This is a genomic window from Yoonia sp., assembly GCF_017854565.1.
Lineage (GTDB): Bacteria > Pseudomonadota > Alphaproteobacteria > Rhodobacterales > Rhodobacteraceae > Yoonia.
In genome coordinates this window covers 41645-56371 of sequence record NZ_JAFMHJ010000021.1, presented here as the reverse complement: position 1 = coordinate 56371, position 14727 = coordinate 41645, and the positions used below count along the sequence as shown (strand labels likewise).

14 protein-coding genes are annotated in these 14727 nt (G+C 58.3%); 5 read left to right on the top strand and 9 right to left on the bottom strand.

Going from position 1 to position 14727, the window contains the following annotated elements; translation table 11 throughout:
* Positions 1–193: transposase (locus tag QZ196_RS10235; protein WP_296426075.1), on the bottom strand; the 193-nt coding region annotated here is incomplete at its 3' end.
* A 135-nt stretch (positions 194–328) separates the two neighbouring features.
* Here QZ196_RS10235 and QZ196_RS10230 point away from each other — a divergent pair.
* On the top strand, positions 329–904 hold the full coding sequence (locus QZ196_RS10230) for a DMT family transporter (protein WP_296426074.1): 576 nt from the start codon (positions 329–331) through the stop codon (positions 902–904).
* Here the strand turns inward: QZ196_RS10230 and pncA are convergent.
* Entirely contained in the window at positions 901–1494 is a 594-nt protein-coding gene (pncA, locus tag QZ196_RS10225) for a bifunctional nicotinamidase/pyrazinamidase (protein ID WP_296426073.1), read from the bottom strand. The two genes, QZ196_RS10230 and pncA, sit on opposite strands and share 4 nt — an antisense overlap.
* Before the next feature lie 94 nt (positions 1495–1588).
* On the opposite strand from pncA, the gene QZ196_RS10220 reads away from it, so the two are divergent.
* From QZ196_RS10220 to lysA, 4 genes are all read left to right on the top strand, one after another.
* The gene (locus QZ196_RS10220) at positions 1589–2860 is read left to right on the top strand and encodes an Hsp70 family protein (protein WP_296426072.1); all 1272 of its coding nucleotides are present in this window, start codon (positions 1589–1591) and stop codon (positions 2858–2860) included.
* Between the two features lie 42 nt (positions 2861–2902).
* Positions 2903–3808, top strand: coding sequence for a rhodanese-related sulfurtransferase (locus tag QZ196_RS10215; RefSeq protein WP_296426070.1), 906 nt, complete (start codon positions 2903–2905; stop codon positions 3806–3808).
* Positions 3809–4843: an AbrB family transcriptional regulator gene (locus tag QZ196_RS10210; RefSeq protein WP_296426068.1), complete on the top strand. Its 1035-nt coding sequence runs from the start codon at positions 3809–3811 to the stop codon at positions 4841–4843.
* A 75-nt stretch (positions 4844–4918) separates the two neighbouring features.
* Positions 4919–6226 carry a diaminopimelate decarboxylase gene (lysA, locus tag QZ196_RS10205; RefSeq protein ID WP_296426066.1) on the top strand — a complete coding sequence of 436 codons (1308 nt, stop codon included), beginning with the start codon at positions 4919–4921 and terminating at the stop codon, positions 6224–6226.
* Positions 6227–6379: 153 nt separating this feature from the next.
* Here lysA and gyrB read toward each other — a convergent pair whose 3' ends face one another.
* The 7 genes from gyrB to rpsT form a co-directional block, all read right to left on the bottom strand.
* Complete coding sequence (gene gyrB, locus QZ196_RS10200; protein ID WP_296426064.1) at positions 6380–8797, bottom strand: DNA topoisomerase (ATP-hydrolyzing) subunit B; 2418 nt, start codon at positions 8795–8797, stop codon at positions 6380–6382.
* 137 nt (positions 8798–8934) lie between these two features.
* Positions 8935–9555, bottom strand: a complete 621-nt coding sequence (locus tag QZ196_RS10195) for a LysE family translocator (RefSeq protein ID WP_296426062.1) — start codon at positions 9553–9555, stop codon at positions 8935–8937.
* A 6-nt stretch (positions 9556–9561) separates the two neighbouring features.
* Positions 9562–9993: a VOC family protein gene (locus QZ196_RS10190; protein WP_296426060.1), complete on the bottom strand. Its 432-nt coding sequence runs from the start codon at positions 9991–9993 to the stop codon at positions 9562–9564.
* Positions 9990–11090 carry a DNA replication/repair protein RecF gene (gene recF / locus QZ196_RS10185; RefSeq protein WP_296426059.1) on the bottom strand — a complete coding sequence of 367 codons (1101 nt, stop codon included), beginning with the start codon at positions 11088–11090 and terminating at the stop codon, positions 9990–9992. The genes QZ196_RS10190 and recF overlap by 4 nt, the downstream gene beginning before the upstream one ends.
* 46 nt (positions 11091–11136) lie before the next feature.
* Complete coding sequence (gene dnaN / locus QZ196_RS10180; RefSeq protein ID WP_296426058.1) at positions 11137–12255, bottom strand: DNA polymerase III subunit beta; 1119 nt, start codon at positions 12253–12255, stop codon at positions 11137–11139.
* A 122-nt stretch (positions 12256–12377) separates the two neighbouring features.
* A complete protein-coding gene (dnaA, locus tag QZ196_RS10175) occupies positions 12378–13721 on the bottom strand; it encodes a chromosomal replication initiator protein DnaA (protein WP_296426055.1) in 1344 nt (447 codons plus the stop codon).
* 609 nt (positions 13722–14330) lie between these two features.
* Positions 14331–14594 carry a 30S ribosomal protein S20 gene (gene rpsT, locus QZ196_RS10170; RefSeq protein WP_296426053.1) on the bottom strand — a complete coding sequence of 88 codons (264 nt, stop codon included), beginning with the start codon at positions 14592–14594 and terminating at the stop codon, positions 14331–14333.
* Between the last annotated feature and the right edge of the window lie 133 nt (positions 14595–14727).

Sequence of the window (14727 nt, the reverse complement as noted above, 5' to 3'; positions counted from 1 at the left end):
CGCGTGACGACCAGCCCTCGGGGCCAGCATCAGCGTCGGGCAAAAGCTGCCCCTTGCCACGCGCCTCGGCCCGCCACTTGTGCAGTGTCGCCTCGGAAATCCCTTCCTCTTGCGACAACTGCCGAATGGCCATGTTGTTCGGCGGTAACATCCGCTTCAGCACTGCCGATTTTCGTTCCAGTGAATATCCCAAATCATCGTCCTATCCCGCCCTCCTGAAAATTAGACAAAAATAGAGCAGCGGACAACTTCCCTGACACAGGGGGTGCGCGCGACGCTGATTGTCGGTGGGATTGTGTGTATCCTGACCGCATTAAAGACCGAACCGATGGCAAATGTATTTGGCGGGTTCTTTATTGGGCCGGTAGTGTCGTATTTTCTATCGGCGCTGCTGCTGAAGGAACGTATTTCGGTGCCGCGCACGGTGTTGCTGCTGGTCAGCTTTGTTGGCGTGGTATTGGTCGTTCGGCTTGGTTATGGCATGTCCATTGGCATGGGCTTTGCGATTTTGGCGGGGTGTTTCCACGGGTCATATCTGGTCGCAACGCGGTGGTTGGCAGGGGCGTACCGGCCGCGCTTTTTATTGCTGTCGCAACTGGTGATCGGAGCGGTATTGCTGGCGCCGTTTGCCATTGGCCCGCTGCCCACCGTTACCGCGCCCATCGCAGGCCTGATCACGATATCGGCGCTGGGGTCGGCGGCGGGAAATATGTTACTGGTACTGGTCAATCGCACCACACCGGCAGGCGTGGTTGCACCGCTGATTTATAGCCAGCTGTTGGCGGCGATGGTGTTTGGCTGGGTTATCTTTGGCCAATGGCCCGATGGGATCAGCCTGCTGGGACTGGGCGTGATCATGGCAGCTGGCGCATCGTCGGTGTGGTTTGCCGGGCGCGAGCGCTAGGCGATCTGCACGCCAGCGGCGGCCATGCCGTCGGTCGCCGCCCGTAGTGAGCCATCAAAATCAATCGCGCGGCACAGTGCGACATCGACAGTCACGCGGAACCCCAGTTTCGCGGCGTCCACAGCAGAGTAGTTGACGCAATAATCCGTCGCCAACCCTACAAGCGTGAGCCGGTCGATACCGCGGGTTCGCAGATAGCCGTCAAGCCCGGTGGGCGTTCCGCGGTCATTTTCAAAGAACGCAGAGTAGCTGTCGATGGCCGGGTTATACCCTTTGCGGATGATCAGATCGGCCCGGTCGGTGGCCAGATCAGGGTGGAATTGCGCCCCAATAGACCCCTGAATGCAGTGATCGGGCCAAAGGACCTGCGGGCCATAGGGCATGTCCATCATGCTCATCGGTGCCGCATCATGGCTGGACGCAAAGGACGAGTGCCCCGCCGGGTGCCAGTCCTGCGTCAGGATCACCGCGTCAAAGTATTGCATCGCGGCGTTGATCCCCGGCACGATGTCGTCGCCACCCGCTACGGCAAGCGCGCCGCCGGGGCAGAAATCGATTTGCATGTCGATGACAAGAAGGGCGTGGGTCATGGCTGTCTCCCATTGGTTTTGGACAGGTTAGCAAGAATTGCGCTGGGCTGCACCGGTGTTTGTTGGGGTTGCTGCGTTGCGCATTATCGCCTAGATGCCCGCCTTTCCCCTTTGGACGCATCCCATTATGAACACGCTTGGCATTGATTTCGGCACATCGAACACAGCCGCTGGGGTGATGGTCGCGGGCCGCCCATTCTTGATCGAAGTGGAGCCGGGGCGCACGACGCTGCCGACCTCGGTTTTCCTGGACTATGACCGCAAGCAGACGACCTATGGGTCCATAGCCAACGCCGCGCTGATCGACGGGCGCGAAGGGCGGTTCATGCGGGCGCTGAAATCGGTTCTGGGCACGCCATTGATGCGCGAACGGCGCCAGATAGCGTATGAGCGGATGACACTGCTAGAGGTGGTGGCCCGGTTTTTGCGGATGATCCGCGAACGGGCAGAAGCGGCGACAGGCGTGGCCTATGATCATGCGCTTTCGGGGCGCCCGGTGCAGTTCCATTCCGCTGACGCCGTGCGCAATGCGCAGGCCGAAGTGGACCTGCGCGAAGCCTATGTGATGGCGGGCTTCAAGGACGTGACATTTATGTACGAGCCAGAAGCCGCAGCGCTGGCCAGTGGGCCGTTGGCTAAAGGCACGCTGGGGCTGATCGTGGATATCGGCGGTGGTACATCAGATTTTTCCGTGTTTGAGCGTGATGGCGAGGCGACGGCGGTGATTGCCAGCCATGGCGTGCGCGTCGGCGGCACCGACTTTGACCGCGCGATTAGTCTTGCCCATGTCATGCCCCTGCTGGGGCGGGGCGCCGAGGTGCGTAATGCAATGGGCCCCGGCACGCATCTGGCACCCAATGCGGTCTTTAATGATCTGGCGACCTGGCAAAAGATTGCTTTCGTCTACACGCCTGAAAACCGCAGGATGGTTGCGGATTTTGCCAAGAAGGGTGTTGATCCGCAATTGTTTGGCCGCCTGAAGACCGTGCTTGACATGGGATTGGGGCATGACATTGCCTTTGCGGTCGAGGCCGGGAAGATCCAGATCAACAGACCCGGCGTGCAGGATGCGGGCATTGATTTGCGGGTGATCGACAAGGCGCTTTGGCCGCGTTTCACCAAACCCGCGTTGGCTGACGCATTGGCCGACCACGCCGCACAGATCAGTGCGTGTGCAGCAGAGACCCTGAAAATGGCGCATGTCACCCCCGAGCGGATCGGAAAGATTGTTTTTGTGGGTGGGTCCAGCCTGATGCATGTGGTCGAGGATGCGATGGTCGCGATGTTCCCGGATGCCGCGCTTGAACGTGGCGAGGCATTTACCGCCGTTGCGGATGGTTTGGCGATTGCGGCCGGAAGCGTCTGACAGGCCCTTGCTCCTTTGGTCAGAGAGGCTTATTTCGGGCGCATGTTTACTGTTGCAGCTCTTTATCACTTTACCCGGTTCGATGACCCTGCCGCATTGCAGGGGCCGCTGCTGACGCTGTGCAAGGTGCGGGGAATAAGCGGGACGTTGCTGTTGGCGCGCGAAGGGATCAACGGCACGATTGCCGGGGATCGCGGTGGGATTGATGCCGTGATCGCGCATATCCGGGCCTTGCCCGGCTGCACGGATTTGGAGTGGAAACAAAGCACCGCCGCCACGCCACCGTTCCACCGCATGAAGGTCCGTCTTAAGCGCGAAATCGTGACGATGGGCCAGCCCGATGTGGACCCGGTCGCGCGCACGGGGCATTATGTCGATGCCGCAGATTGGAACGATCTGATCAGGGGGCCGGATGTGGCCGTGATCGACACGCGCAATGATTACGAAGTTGCCATTGGTACTTTTGACGGGGCGATTGATCCGCAGACCAAAAGCTTTGGTGAATTTCCTGCATGGTGGGAAGCCAACAAGCACCGGTTCCATAACAAGCGGATTGCGATGTTCTGCACCGGGGGGATCAGGTGCGAGAAATCAACGAACTACCTGATGGGGCAAGGGGTCGAGGATGTGTATCACCTTAAGGGTGGCATCCTGAAATACCTTGAGGAAGTGCCGCAAGAGACCAGCAAATGGGACGGCGATTGTTTCGTCTTCGATGCGCGCGTCAGCGTGGGGCATGGGTTGGCCGAGGGGCCGCATATTTTGTGCCATGCCTGCCGCCGCCCGCTGCGCCCCGAAGACCGTGCGCATGCATCCTATGAGGAAGGCGTCGCGTGTCACCAATGTGCCGACGAGACGACCGACGACGACAAGGGCCGGTTCCGCGAGCGCCAAAAGCAGATCGCGCTGGCCCGTAAACGGGGTACGCATCATATTGGCAGGCTTTAGGTGAACGGCTGGCAATCGCAGGGGTTTGCCTTGGCGATTGGGGTGATTTGCGGGATTGCTGCCTATAGGGTGGGGTTGCCGTTACCGTGGATGCTTGGGCCGATGATTGGCAACACGATTGCCGCGATGCTGCACGCGCCGGTGCAGGCGCCGATGAAATTGCGACCGATTGTGATGCCGGTGATTGGCGTTTTGCTGGGGTCCGCTGTGTCGGCGCAGGTGTTTGGCCTGTTGGGGTCCTGGATTGCCACGCTTTTGGTTTTGCCGCTGTTTCTGGTCTGTGCCGCGGCGGCGTCATATGCCGTGTATCGCCGGGTTGGCGGGTATGATCGGGTCACTGCATTTTATGCGGCAATGCCTGGCGGGTTGAACGATATGCTGATCCTGGGGGCCGAGGCGGGCGGGGACGAGAGGCGCATCGCGCTGGCCCACGCCGCGCGTATCTTGATCGTTATCAGCTTTGTCGCGTTGTTCTTTGGCTTGTTCCTAGGGGTGTCCACGGGCCGGGGTGCAAGTGCGCATTGGACCGATTTGGGCGCGCTGGGGCTGACGGACTACCTGATCTTGGGGATCTGTGCCGCATTGGGCGCATGGATTGGCAAGGCTGCCCGACTGCCAGCCGCCCCGGTCTTTGGCCCGATGATCCTAAGCGGGATCGCCCATGTGACCGGCTGGGTCACGGTGCCGCCACCGACGTTGTTTGTGATTGCCGCGCAGATCAGCATCGGGACAATCATCGGGACCCGTTTTGCCGGAGCAACCGTGGCTGAAATCCGGCGTGACCTGTCGCTGGCGACACTTGCGACGCTGGGCATGTTGGCTGTCGCGGTCTGCTTTGCCGAAATCATCGCGCAGGGCAGTGGTGTACCGCTGAGCCAGGCGTTTCTGGCCTATTCGCCCGGCGGCCTGACGGAGATGTCTTTGCTGACGCTCGCGCTGGGTCAAGACGTGGCTTATGTGTCGGTCATGCATGTGATCCGGATCACTTTGGTGATTGGCGCCGCGCCTTTCGTGTTGCGATGGATGCCACGCTAGGGCCTTGTCGTGGCGTCGCTTGCACCCTAGACGTAGCGGCAATATTTATGACACCGCCAGCAACGGGACCACCCTATGTCTAATGTAAACTCGGTCGAAGACAGCGCGATCTATCAAAACGAAGACCTGATCCGTGGGCTTGTGGCGAAATATCACAGCCCGCTTTACGTATTTGATGAAAATACCATCCGTGAAAACTGCCGCGAAATCAAAGCCGCAGTGCCCTATGCCCACCTGCACATTCGCTATGCGTGCAAGGCGCTGTCGCTCCAGGCCGTGCTGAAGATCATCCACGACGAAGGTATGTGGATTGATGCGTCGTCGATCAACGAGGTGCACCGCGCACTGCTGGCCGGGTTCCAACCGCATGAAATTTACTATACCGGCGAAGGTGCCGCGCTGAGCGTTTATCAGGACCTTGTTGTGCGCGATGTGCTGGTCAATTGCACGTCGATTGATCAGATTCACCTGCTGGGTCAGGCCAAAGGGACCCGCTGTTCGATCCGAATCAACCCCGGTGAAGGTCACGGTGCCAACACACAGACCAATACAGGCGGGCCAAGCAGCAAGCATGGGATCTATTTTGATCAGTTGGACGCGGCAAAGGCCGCCGCAGCACAATATGGCATCAAGATCACCGCTATTCATTCGCACATCGGGTCGGGCACTGATCTGGGGCATTGGCTGCGGATCAAGGATAAGACGCTGGATTTTGCACGCGGCTTTGACGGGATCGACACGATCAATCTGGGTGGTGGTTTGCCCGTAGTTTACAATAAAACCAATGACATGCCGATGCCACTGCGCGAATGGGGTGCCGCGCTGACACAGTCCATGGAGGAGTTTTCAGCCGAGATGGGGCGCGACATTGAACTGCAATTGGAACCCGGCCGCTTTCTGGTTGCCGGCGCGGGCGTGCTGCTGGCCGAGGCGCAGGCCGTCAAGACAACGACCGCGGCTGACGGGTCGGTGCAGTATAACTTTGTGATCGTGAACACCGGTCTGAACCATAACATTCGCCCCGCACTTTATGGCAGCTATCACCCGATCCGCTTTGTCACACCTGACGGCAAAGACCGCGACACCATGCGCGACTATGTCATCGCCGGGTATCTGTGCGAATCCGGAGACCTGTTCACTGTGGATGCAAACGGCACACTGTGCCCGCGCGTGATGCATGAAATCAAGGTTGGCGATATCATGGTCATGGCGGGTGTCGGCGCCTATTCGCACTCACTCAAAAGCGAATACAACTCGATGAACCTGCCCGCATCCGTCCTGATCCAGGCAGACGGCACGCCGCGCCTGATCGAACGGCGCGGGACGTTGGATGATGTCATGCGCCGCGAGCTTGAGGTTTATGAGGATGGCAGCGGGTCCTAGGTGCTTCGCAGACACCGTTCCAACCTGATGCACAAAAATAGTCGTCCGAAAATATAGTATCGCAAAGCCAATGCGGCTTCAGATTTCGGGCGCCTTCGGTTTGCCATTGAAAATTAAAACAAAGGGCCCGCTTCCACTCTTTCCTCCACGCGATCAGAAATCCAGGTTTTCGACATTCAATGCGTTGTTCTGTATGAATTCCCGGCGTGGCTCAACGACGTCGCCCATCAGTTTGGTGAACAGATCATCTGCTTCTGCAAGGTCTTCGACACGGACTTGCAGTAGCGTCCGCGCGTCCGGGTCCAACGTGGTTTCCCACAGTTGATCCGGGTTCATTTCGCCCAGGCCTTTGTAACGTTGCAGTGAAAGGCCTTTTTCGCCTTCCTGCAATATAGCCTCCAGCAGGCCCAGCGGCCCGTGGATCACTTGGCTGCGGTCCTTGCGCACCAATGTCGCCGGCTGGTCATAGACATCTTGCAGGCTTTGCGTGAATGTCCCTGCCCGCCGTGCTTCGCCAGATCGCAGGATGGACCCGTCGAGTGTCCGCACTTCTTCGACGCCGCGCAGGATGCGGGCAAGCTTCATGCCTTTGTCCTGCGTGATTCGGCCCTGCCAGCCCCGTTCCCATTCCAGCGCGATCAGATCAAGTCGCTTGGCAACTTTGTCAGCAACACCCTGCAGATCAGCGTCCACGACGCCCGGCACAAAGGCCCCGGCAATCGCGGCCTGTTCAAGAATGTGGCGGGGGTAATGCGTCGGGAAAGCATCGAGCACTCGCTTGAGCTGGCGTGCCTCATCGACGATGCGGCGCAGATCGGCACCACTGATTTCTTCACCGTTACCTTGGCGCAGCATCGCGCCGTCGATACCTTGTTCGATCAGGTATTCGTCCATCGCCGCCTGGTCCTTGAGGTAAACCTCGGATTTGCCACGCGCAACTTTGTAAAGCGGGGGTTGTGCGATATACAGATAGCCGCCTTCGATCAACTGGGGCATCTGCCGGAAGAAAAAGGTCAGCAGCAGCGTGCGGATGTGCGCACCGTCAACGTCAGCATCGGTCATGATGATGACCTTGTGATAGCGCAGTTTTTTGATGTTGAATTCATCGCGGCCAATGCCCGTACCCAGCGCCATAACAAGATTGCCGATCTCCTGAGAGCCAAGCATCCGGTCGAAACGCGCGCGTTCCACGTTCAGGATCTTGCCCTTCAGCGGCAGTATAGCCTGCGTGCCACGATCACGCCCGGTCTGGGCGGAACCACCTGCAGAGTCACCCTCGACCAGGAAGACTTCGGTTTTTGACGGGTCTTTTTCCGAGCAGTCCTTGAGTTTGCCCGCCAGAAAATTCACGTCCATCGCCGTCTTGCGGCGTGTCAGATCGCGGGCTTTGCGCGCCGCCTCGCGGGCCTGCGCGGCTTCGACGATCTTGCCAACGACGATCTTGGCGATTTGGGGGTTTTCCTCGAACCATTCGGCCAGTTTTTCACCGACAAGGTTTTCGACCGCCGGACGCACTTCGGAACTGACGAGCTTATCCTTGGTTTGCGAGGAGAATTTTGGGTCCGGCACTTTGACCGACAACACGCAGGTCAGACCCTCGCGGGCGTCGTCGCCGGTAAAGCTGATCTTTTCCTTTTTGGCGATGCCAGAGGATTGTGCGTAGTTGTTGATCGTCCGGGTAAGCGCGCCGCGAAATCCCGCCATGTGGGTGCCGCCATCGCGTTGCGGGATGTTGTTGGTAAAGGGCAGCACCATTTCATTGTAGCTGTCGTTCCACCACATCGCGACCTCAACCCCGATGTCGTCACGTTCGCCCCTGATGTAAATCGGTTCAGGCAGGATAGAGGATTTCGACCGATCAAGATATTTGACGAATTCCTTGACTCCGCCTTCATAGAATAATTCCGCGCGCAGTGGCTCGGCGGGCCGTGCGTCTTCCAGAATGATCCGGACGCCAGAGTTCAGGAAGGCGAGTTCGCGCAGACGCTTTTCCAACGTGTGAAAATCAAAATCACGGTTGCTAAAGGTGTCGAGGCTGGCCAGAAAACGGACTTCGGTACCTTTGCGGCCATTTGCGTCGCCCACAACGCGCAGGTGTTCGGTGGTAAAGCCGCCTTCGAACCGGGCAAAATGTTCCTTGCCGTTGCGCCAGATGCGCAGTTCCAGAAAATCGGAAAGCGCGTTTACAACAGACACGCCGACGCCGTGCAAACCACCCGAGATCTTGTAAGAGTTGCTGTCGAATTTTCCGCCAGCGTGCAGCTGGGTCATAATGACCTCAGCGGCTGAAACTCCTTCGCCCTCGTGGATACCAACCGGAATTCCGCGCCCGTTGTCGCCCACAGTGACCGAGTCATCGGCGTTGATTTTTACGTAAACATGGTCGGCGTGACCGGCCAACGCCTCGTCAATTCCGTTGTCCACGACCTCGTACACCATGTGGTGCAGACCAGAGCCGTCATCCGTGTCCCCGATATACATGCCGGGACGCTTGCGAACCGCCTCTAACCCTTTGAGAACTTTGATAGAATCTGCGCCGTATTCTTCGTGCGGTGTCTCGTCGTCGGCCATGTAATTTTTCCCGTGTCTCTACTCGCAAAATATATGCTTTTCAGGCCGGTTTGTCACGCGAATGGCACAATATTTTGTGGTTTGACGATACATTCGCGTAGGGTGGGTTTTAACCCTCCGCGCCGGGCCGCAAATGCCTAGGTGAACCCGATCACAACACCGACCCCAATCAGCAACCAACCGGCGGTCACATTCATCCGCCGGACAGCGCCCGGTGTCTTCAGAACACTGCGGACCCGGTCGACCGATGCGGCCAATATAAGGTTGCCCAGCAGCGGGATCAGAAAACTAAGAAAGCAGATCGCAGCGATATCAAGACCCGTCACCTTGGTCAGATCAAAGAAACCCGGTAGCACGCCCATGTAGAACAGGATGGCTTTGGGGTTGCCAAGAATGACCGCCACCCCTGCAACAAAGCCCGCCCAAATACCCGGTCGGGTCAACCTACTGTTGGTCCCAAGTGCCTGACCCGCGTTGCGGATCAACAGGGCACCCATGACGACAAAGACGACAACCGCGACCCACTGCAGCGCATCCATGAACCCCGAAAATTCCGACACCAGCCATGTGACCCCCAGCACCGCAACCAGCGGCCAAAGCACATCGCCGATCACGACGCCCATGGCCAGCGGCCATGCCGCCTGAAACCCGCCCGAAAGCGACCGCGCCAATAGTGCCACCCAAACCGGGCCGGGCGTCATGAACAAGATGATCAATGCGCCAGCATACAGCAGCAGGTCGTAGGGGGTGATTGTCATAATTGGTCAATCCGTCGGAAGGGTCAGGCTGCCATCATCGTTCAGGGGCCAGAACGGGTTATACGCCAGTTCCCAGACATGACCATCGGGGTCCGCATAATATCCCGAATAACCACCCCAAAACACCCTTTCCGGCATCTTGAGTGGCGTCGCCCCCGCAGCCGTCGCGCTGGTATAGGCCTGATCAACATCCGCTTCGGTGCTGAAATTCTGCGCCAGCGTCATTGACCCCGTGCCTAGGGCTGCATCCGGGCGCCCTTGGTCCTTGGCCAGCGCAGCGCGCCCGAACAACCCAAGTGCCATGCCGTTTACTTGATAAAACACGACCTCGCCGTTCATTTCACAGGTCGGCACCCAGCCAAGTGCTGCATAAAATGCCTTGGCCCGGTCCAGATCAGCGACGCCAAGGGTAATCAGGGTCACACGTTGTGGGGTCATGGTTTTTCCTTTCGCGTTACTGTGGACGCGCCTGCGACGTCGGTGACTTCGGCAAATTGGGCGCGGTCGCCAAGTTCACCAAAAAGCTCTGGTCCGGTTCCGGTCATGAAAGCCTGCGCGCCAAGGCTGCAGATTTCATCATAGAGCGCGGCGCGGCGGGTGGCGTCAAGGTGGGCTGCGACCTCGTCCAGCAGCAAGATCGGCGGGGCGCCGAAATCACGCGCGAGCGCGCGCGCATTTGCCAGGATCAGGCTGATCAACAGCGCCTTTTGCTCGCCCGTGGAACAGTCTTTGGCAGCGACGCCTTTGTCGGCGAAAATGGCGTCCAGATCGGCCCGATGGGGTCCGATCAACGTGCGCCCCGCAGACATATCGCGCGCGCGGTTGGTCGCAAGGGCAGCGCGCAGATCGTCGGGCATGGGCTCTGACGCTGTCAGGGCAAGGATCGCTGTCGGAAACGCCGTCGTTGCGGCGTCTTGCGCGGCGGTAAGTTCGGCGATGGCGTGGGTTCTGTTTGCATGGATCTGCGCGCCAGCATCAGCCATCTGCGCCTCGAGCGCGGTATACCAATGCGGGTCACGCACCATGTCCTTGAGTAGGCGATTGCGTTCGCGCATGGCCTTTTCGTAGGTGAGTACGGCATCAGCATGGGATGGCTCAAAGCTGAGCGTGGCGCGGTCAAGAAAGCGGCGGCGCCCCTCGGCCCCTTCGATCCAAAGACGGTCCATCGCGGGAACCAGCCACAAGATCCGGGCGATCCGGCCAAGCGCCACTTGCGGTGCGGCCTTGCCATCAATGCGCAACTGGCGCGGGCTGCCGGCGTCGGCCCAGGTTTCCAGCTCGTGGGTTTGGTGCAAAGATTGCAGAACGGCGGTGATCTTCCATCCCAGTGCCTCGGGCCTGCGGGTCAGGTCATCTGCTGCGGCACGCCGCAACCCGCGACCGGGTGACAGAAGCGACACAGCCTCGAGCAGGTTCGTTTTTCCTGCGCCGTTGGGGCCGAATATGGCCATCGGACGCGGATCAAGGTCAAGAACCGCGCGTTTGTGAGACCGGAAATGCGACAGGGTCAACGTTGACAGGGCAAGACGGGACATTCACGCGTGCCCTATTTGCCCGGTGCGTGAAAAACTTTGCGGCCCGTCACACGCGCATCGGCATGACGACATAGACCGCCGACATGTCATTGCCTTCGCGCATCAGGGTTGGGTCCCCGGATGAGTTGAACATGAACACAGCGTTTTCGCGGTCGACCTGGCTTGCTATTTCCAGCAGGTACTTTGCGTTAAACCCAATCTCCAGTCGCTCATCACTATAGGCTACGGCAAGCTCTTCTTCGGCGGCACCGCTGTCGGGCGCATTCACGGACAGCACGAGGCGGTCTTCGTCTAGGGACAATTTCACCGCGCGCGACCGCTCGGACGAAACCGTTGCCACGCGATCGACGGCTTTGGCGAATTCCGAGGCGTCCACCTCCATGCGACGGGTGTTTCCCTGTGGGATCACACGGGTGTAGTCGGGGAATGTGCCGTCAATCACCTTGGAGGTCAGCGTGATATCGGGTGTCGCAAAGCGGACCTTGGTTTCCGACACAGATACGGCGATTTGCATATCATCATCGTCCAGCAGCTTGCGCATCTCGCCCACGGTTTTGCGCGGCACAATTACACCGGCCATATCTTCGGCGCCTGCGGGCAGCGGGGCGTCGATACGGGCCAGCCGGTGACCATCGGTCGCGACACAGCGCAGAACCTTGGCACCCTCGCTTTCGGCGACATGCATATAGACGCCGTTCAGATAATACCGCGTTTCTTCAGTTGAAATCGCAAATTTCGACTTGTCGAACAACCGGCGCAGCAACGGCGCGGGCGCCGAGAAATTCGTTGCATAGTCCGACGTAGCCATGACAGGAAAATCTTCTTTCGGCAGCGTCGCAAGAGAGAAGTTTGAACGCCCTGCCTCGATCGTCAGGCGGCCCGTTGCGCCGTCTTCTGTCAATGTGACCAAGGCGCCGTCGGGCAGTTTGCGCACAATTTCGTTGAGGGTGACAGCCGACACTGTCGTGGCGCCCGCGCGTTCAACTTTTGCCGGGGCGCGATCCACGACCTCGATGTCAAGATCGGTCGCCCGAAACTGGACGCTGTCGCCCTCGGCCTCGATCAGCACATTGGCGAGGATCGGGATTGTGTTGCGCCGTTCGACGACCGATTGCGCCTGCGCGACCGCCTTGAGAAGGCTCGCGCGTTCGATGCTGAATTTCATGTCGCATGCTCCGCATATCTTGGTGGCTGAGGCCGCCGGGACGCAAAATGTATCGCATTCTGCGCCGGGCTCAAGCCTTTTGTTGGACTGTTGACGATGGGGTGGGCCGCGTCAAGCACCGCTTATTCCTCAAGCGCGCGCCGCAGCAATTCCAGATCATCCGCGATCTGGCTGTCGATCACCTTTAGCTCTTCAATGCGGCGTACGCCGTGCATGACGGTCGTATGATCCCGTCCGCCAAAACGCCGGCCAATTTCGGGCAGGGATCTGCTGGTCATATGCTTTGCCAGATACATCGCCATTTGACGCGGACGGGCGTAATTGCGCACGCGCTTTGGGCCGATCATGTCGGACAAGCGAATGTTGTAATGCTCCGACACCTTGCGCTGGATTTCCTCGACCGTAACCTTGCGGTCCGATGCCTTGAGGACGTCAGACAGACAATCCTGGGTCAGCTCCAGTGTGATTTCGCGCCCGACAAGCGAAGCAAACGCGAACAGACGGGTCAGGGCACCTTCCAATACGCGGACGTTCGTCGATATCCGGTGCGCCAGAAATTCTAGCACGCCGGGCACGATCTCCACGTCCGGGTATTGGGCGGCATATACTTCGACCTTGCACTGCAGAATGCCAAGACGAAGTTCGTAGTCGGTTGGGTGCAGGTCGACCACAAGGCCACACTGCAAACGCGACTTTATCCGTTCTTCGAGATCTTTGATTTCGCCTGGCGCGCGGTCAGCCGAAATGATGATCTGTTTTTGACCGTCAATGAGGGCGTTGAACGTGTGAAAGAACTCTTCTTGGGTGCTGTCCTTGCCGCCGATGAATTGCACATCGTCGACCATCAACACGTCGACCGAACGGAACAGTTGTTTGAAATCCATCATTTTGCGTTCGCGCAGGGCGGTAATGAAGCGATACATGAACTGTTCAGCAGACAGATACAGCACATTCAATTCTGGCGATCTGCGCTGGAGTTCATGGGCAATGGCATGCATCAGATGGGTTTTCCCAAGGCCGACGCCGCCATAAAGAAACAGTGGATTAAAGGTCACCGGGCCACCATCAGCAACCCGGCGAGCCGCAGCATGGGCCAGTTCATTGGGTTTGCCGACGACGAAGGTATCAAACGTAAACCGTGCATCAATCGGCGACCCGGAAATATCATCCGCTGCGGTAGCTCTGGGCGCAGGGCGCGCTGCAACTTTGACGGCCGGGCGGGTCAACGACGGCACTGCGAACTGCAGTCGCTGCACATCTTCACCGTGTTTGTTGAGGTGGTAAATAATCTGATCCCCAAAATTCTGGGATACGTAGTTGCCAATAAAGTTGGTCGGTACATTAAATGTCGCGACACCACCTGTTAGTTGCGAAAACTCAAGTGGTTCGATCCAGTTCGAGAAATTATTTGCCCCCAAGGCGCTTTTCAGCGCTGTCAGAACCCTTGCCCAGATATCGTTGGTCATCTTGTCCCTTTGCCCCGCCTAAAAATATTTTTTACACAACCGAGCCTACGCTCGTCACACAACAGCCGATCACATCGGACAAAAGGCATCGGGTCGTCCGGGGTGTCCCCACCCGGGCGGTATGCCTTTCACGAAATCCTTGGGCCTGATGCATGCGTGTTAATCCAAATAGGATGCACACAACGGCACCTTGCGGCAGAATATGAGAACACAAACAGCAGCACATGCACAGGGGGGCAGCCCCCAGACACAAGCGCAGACACAAAACAACTTGGCACCATAGCTATGCTATATGCCCCAAGCCACATTTGCATGAAGCCCAACACCTATCGTGAACCTGAAAACGGCAGAAAATTGCGCTGCGGTATTCATCAACAGATGTCGATCCTCTCCATGTCCCCCCGGAACGATGTGAATCGCTTGGGCAAACTAGCAAGGGGTTTGGGACCTCATCAATACAACATCGCGCTTGACTCAATGATTGGTCAAAAAGAATCTGTGGAGCCGCGGAATTGATGCAAAAACCCATCACTCCAAAAAAAAACGCGCCCACATGGGACGCGTCTTATCAACGTATGCAACCAACCAAGGCAGGCCGGAATGATCAGTTTAGCCGAGCGCTTTGACGCGCGATGCCAGACGGGACATTTTGCGTGAAGCTGTGTTCTTGTGAACGACGCCTTTGGTCACGCCGCGCATCAGCTCTGGCTGGGCTGCGCGCAGGGCTGCCGTTGCAGCAGCCTGGTCGCCGGACGCGATTGCTTCCTCGACGCCACGCAGGAATGTGCGAATCCGCGAACGGCGCATCTTGTTAACTTGAAAGCGGGCTTCGTTCTGGCGGGCGCGCTTATTGGACTGTGGTGTATTAGCCATGTGTTCTTTCCCTTTGTCGGGTCAATTGTAATTCAATAGCGCAATAAGCCCGACCGGGTTTTGAACCGGTGATTCTGGCCTAGCGGGCCTCACGCGCATGTATGATTGCGCTCTTAGGGCAGTTTGTGACGAA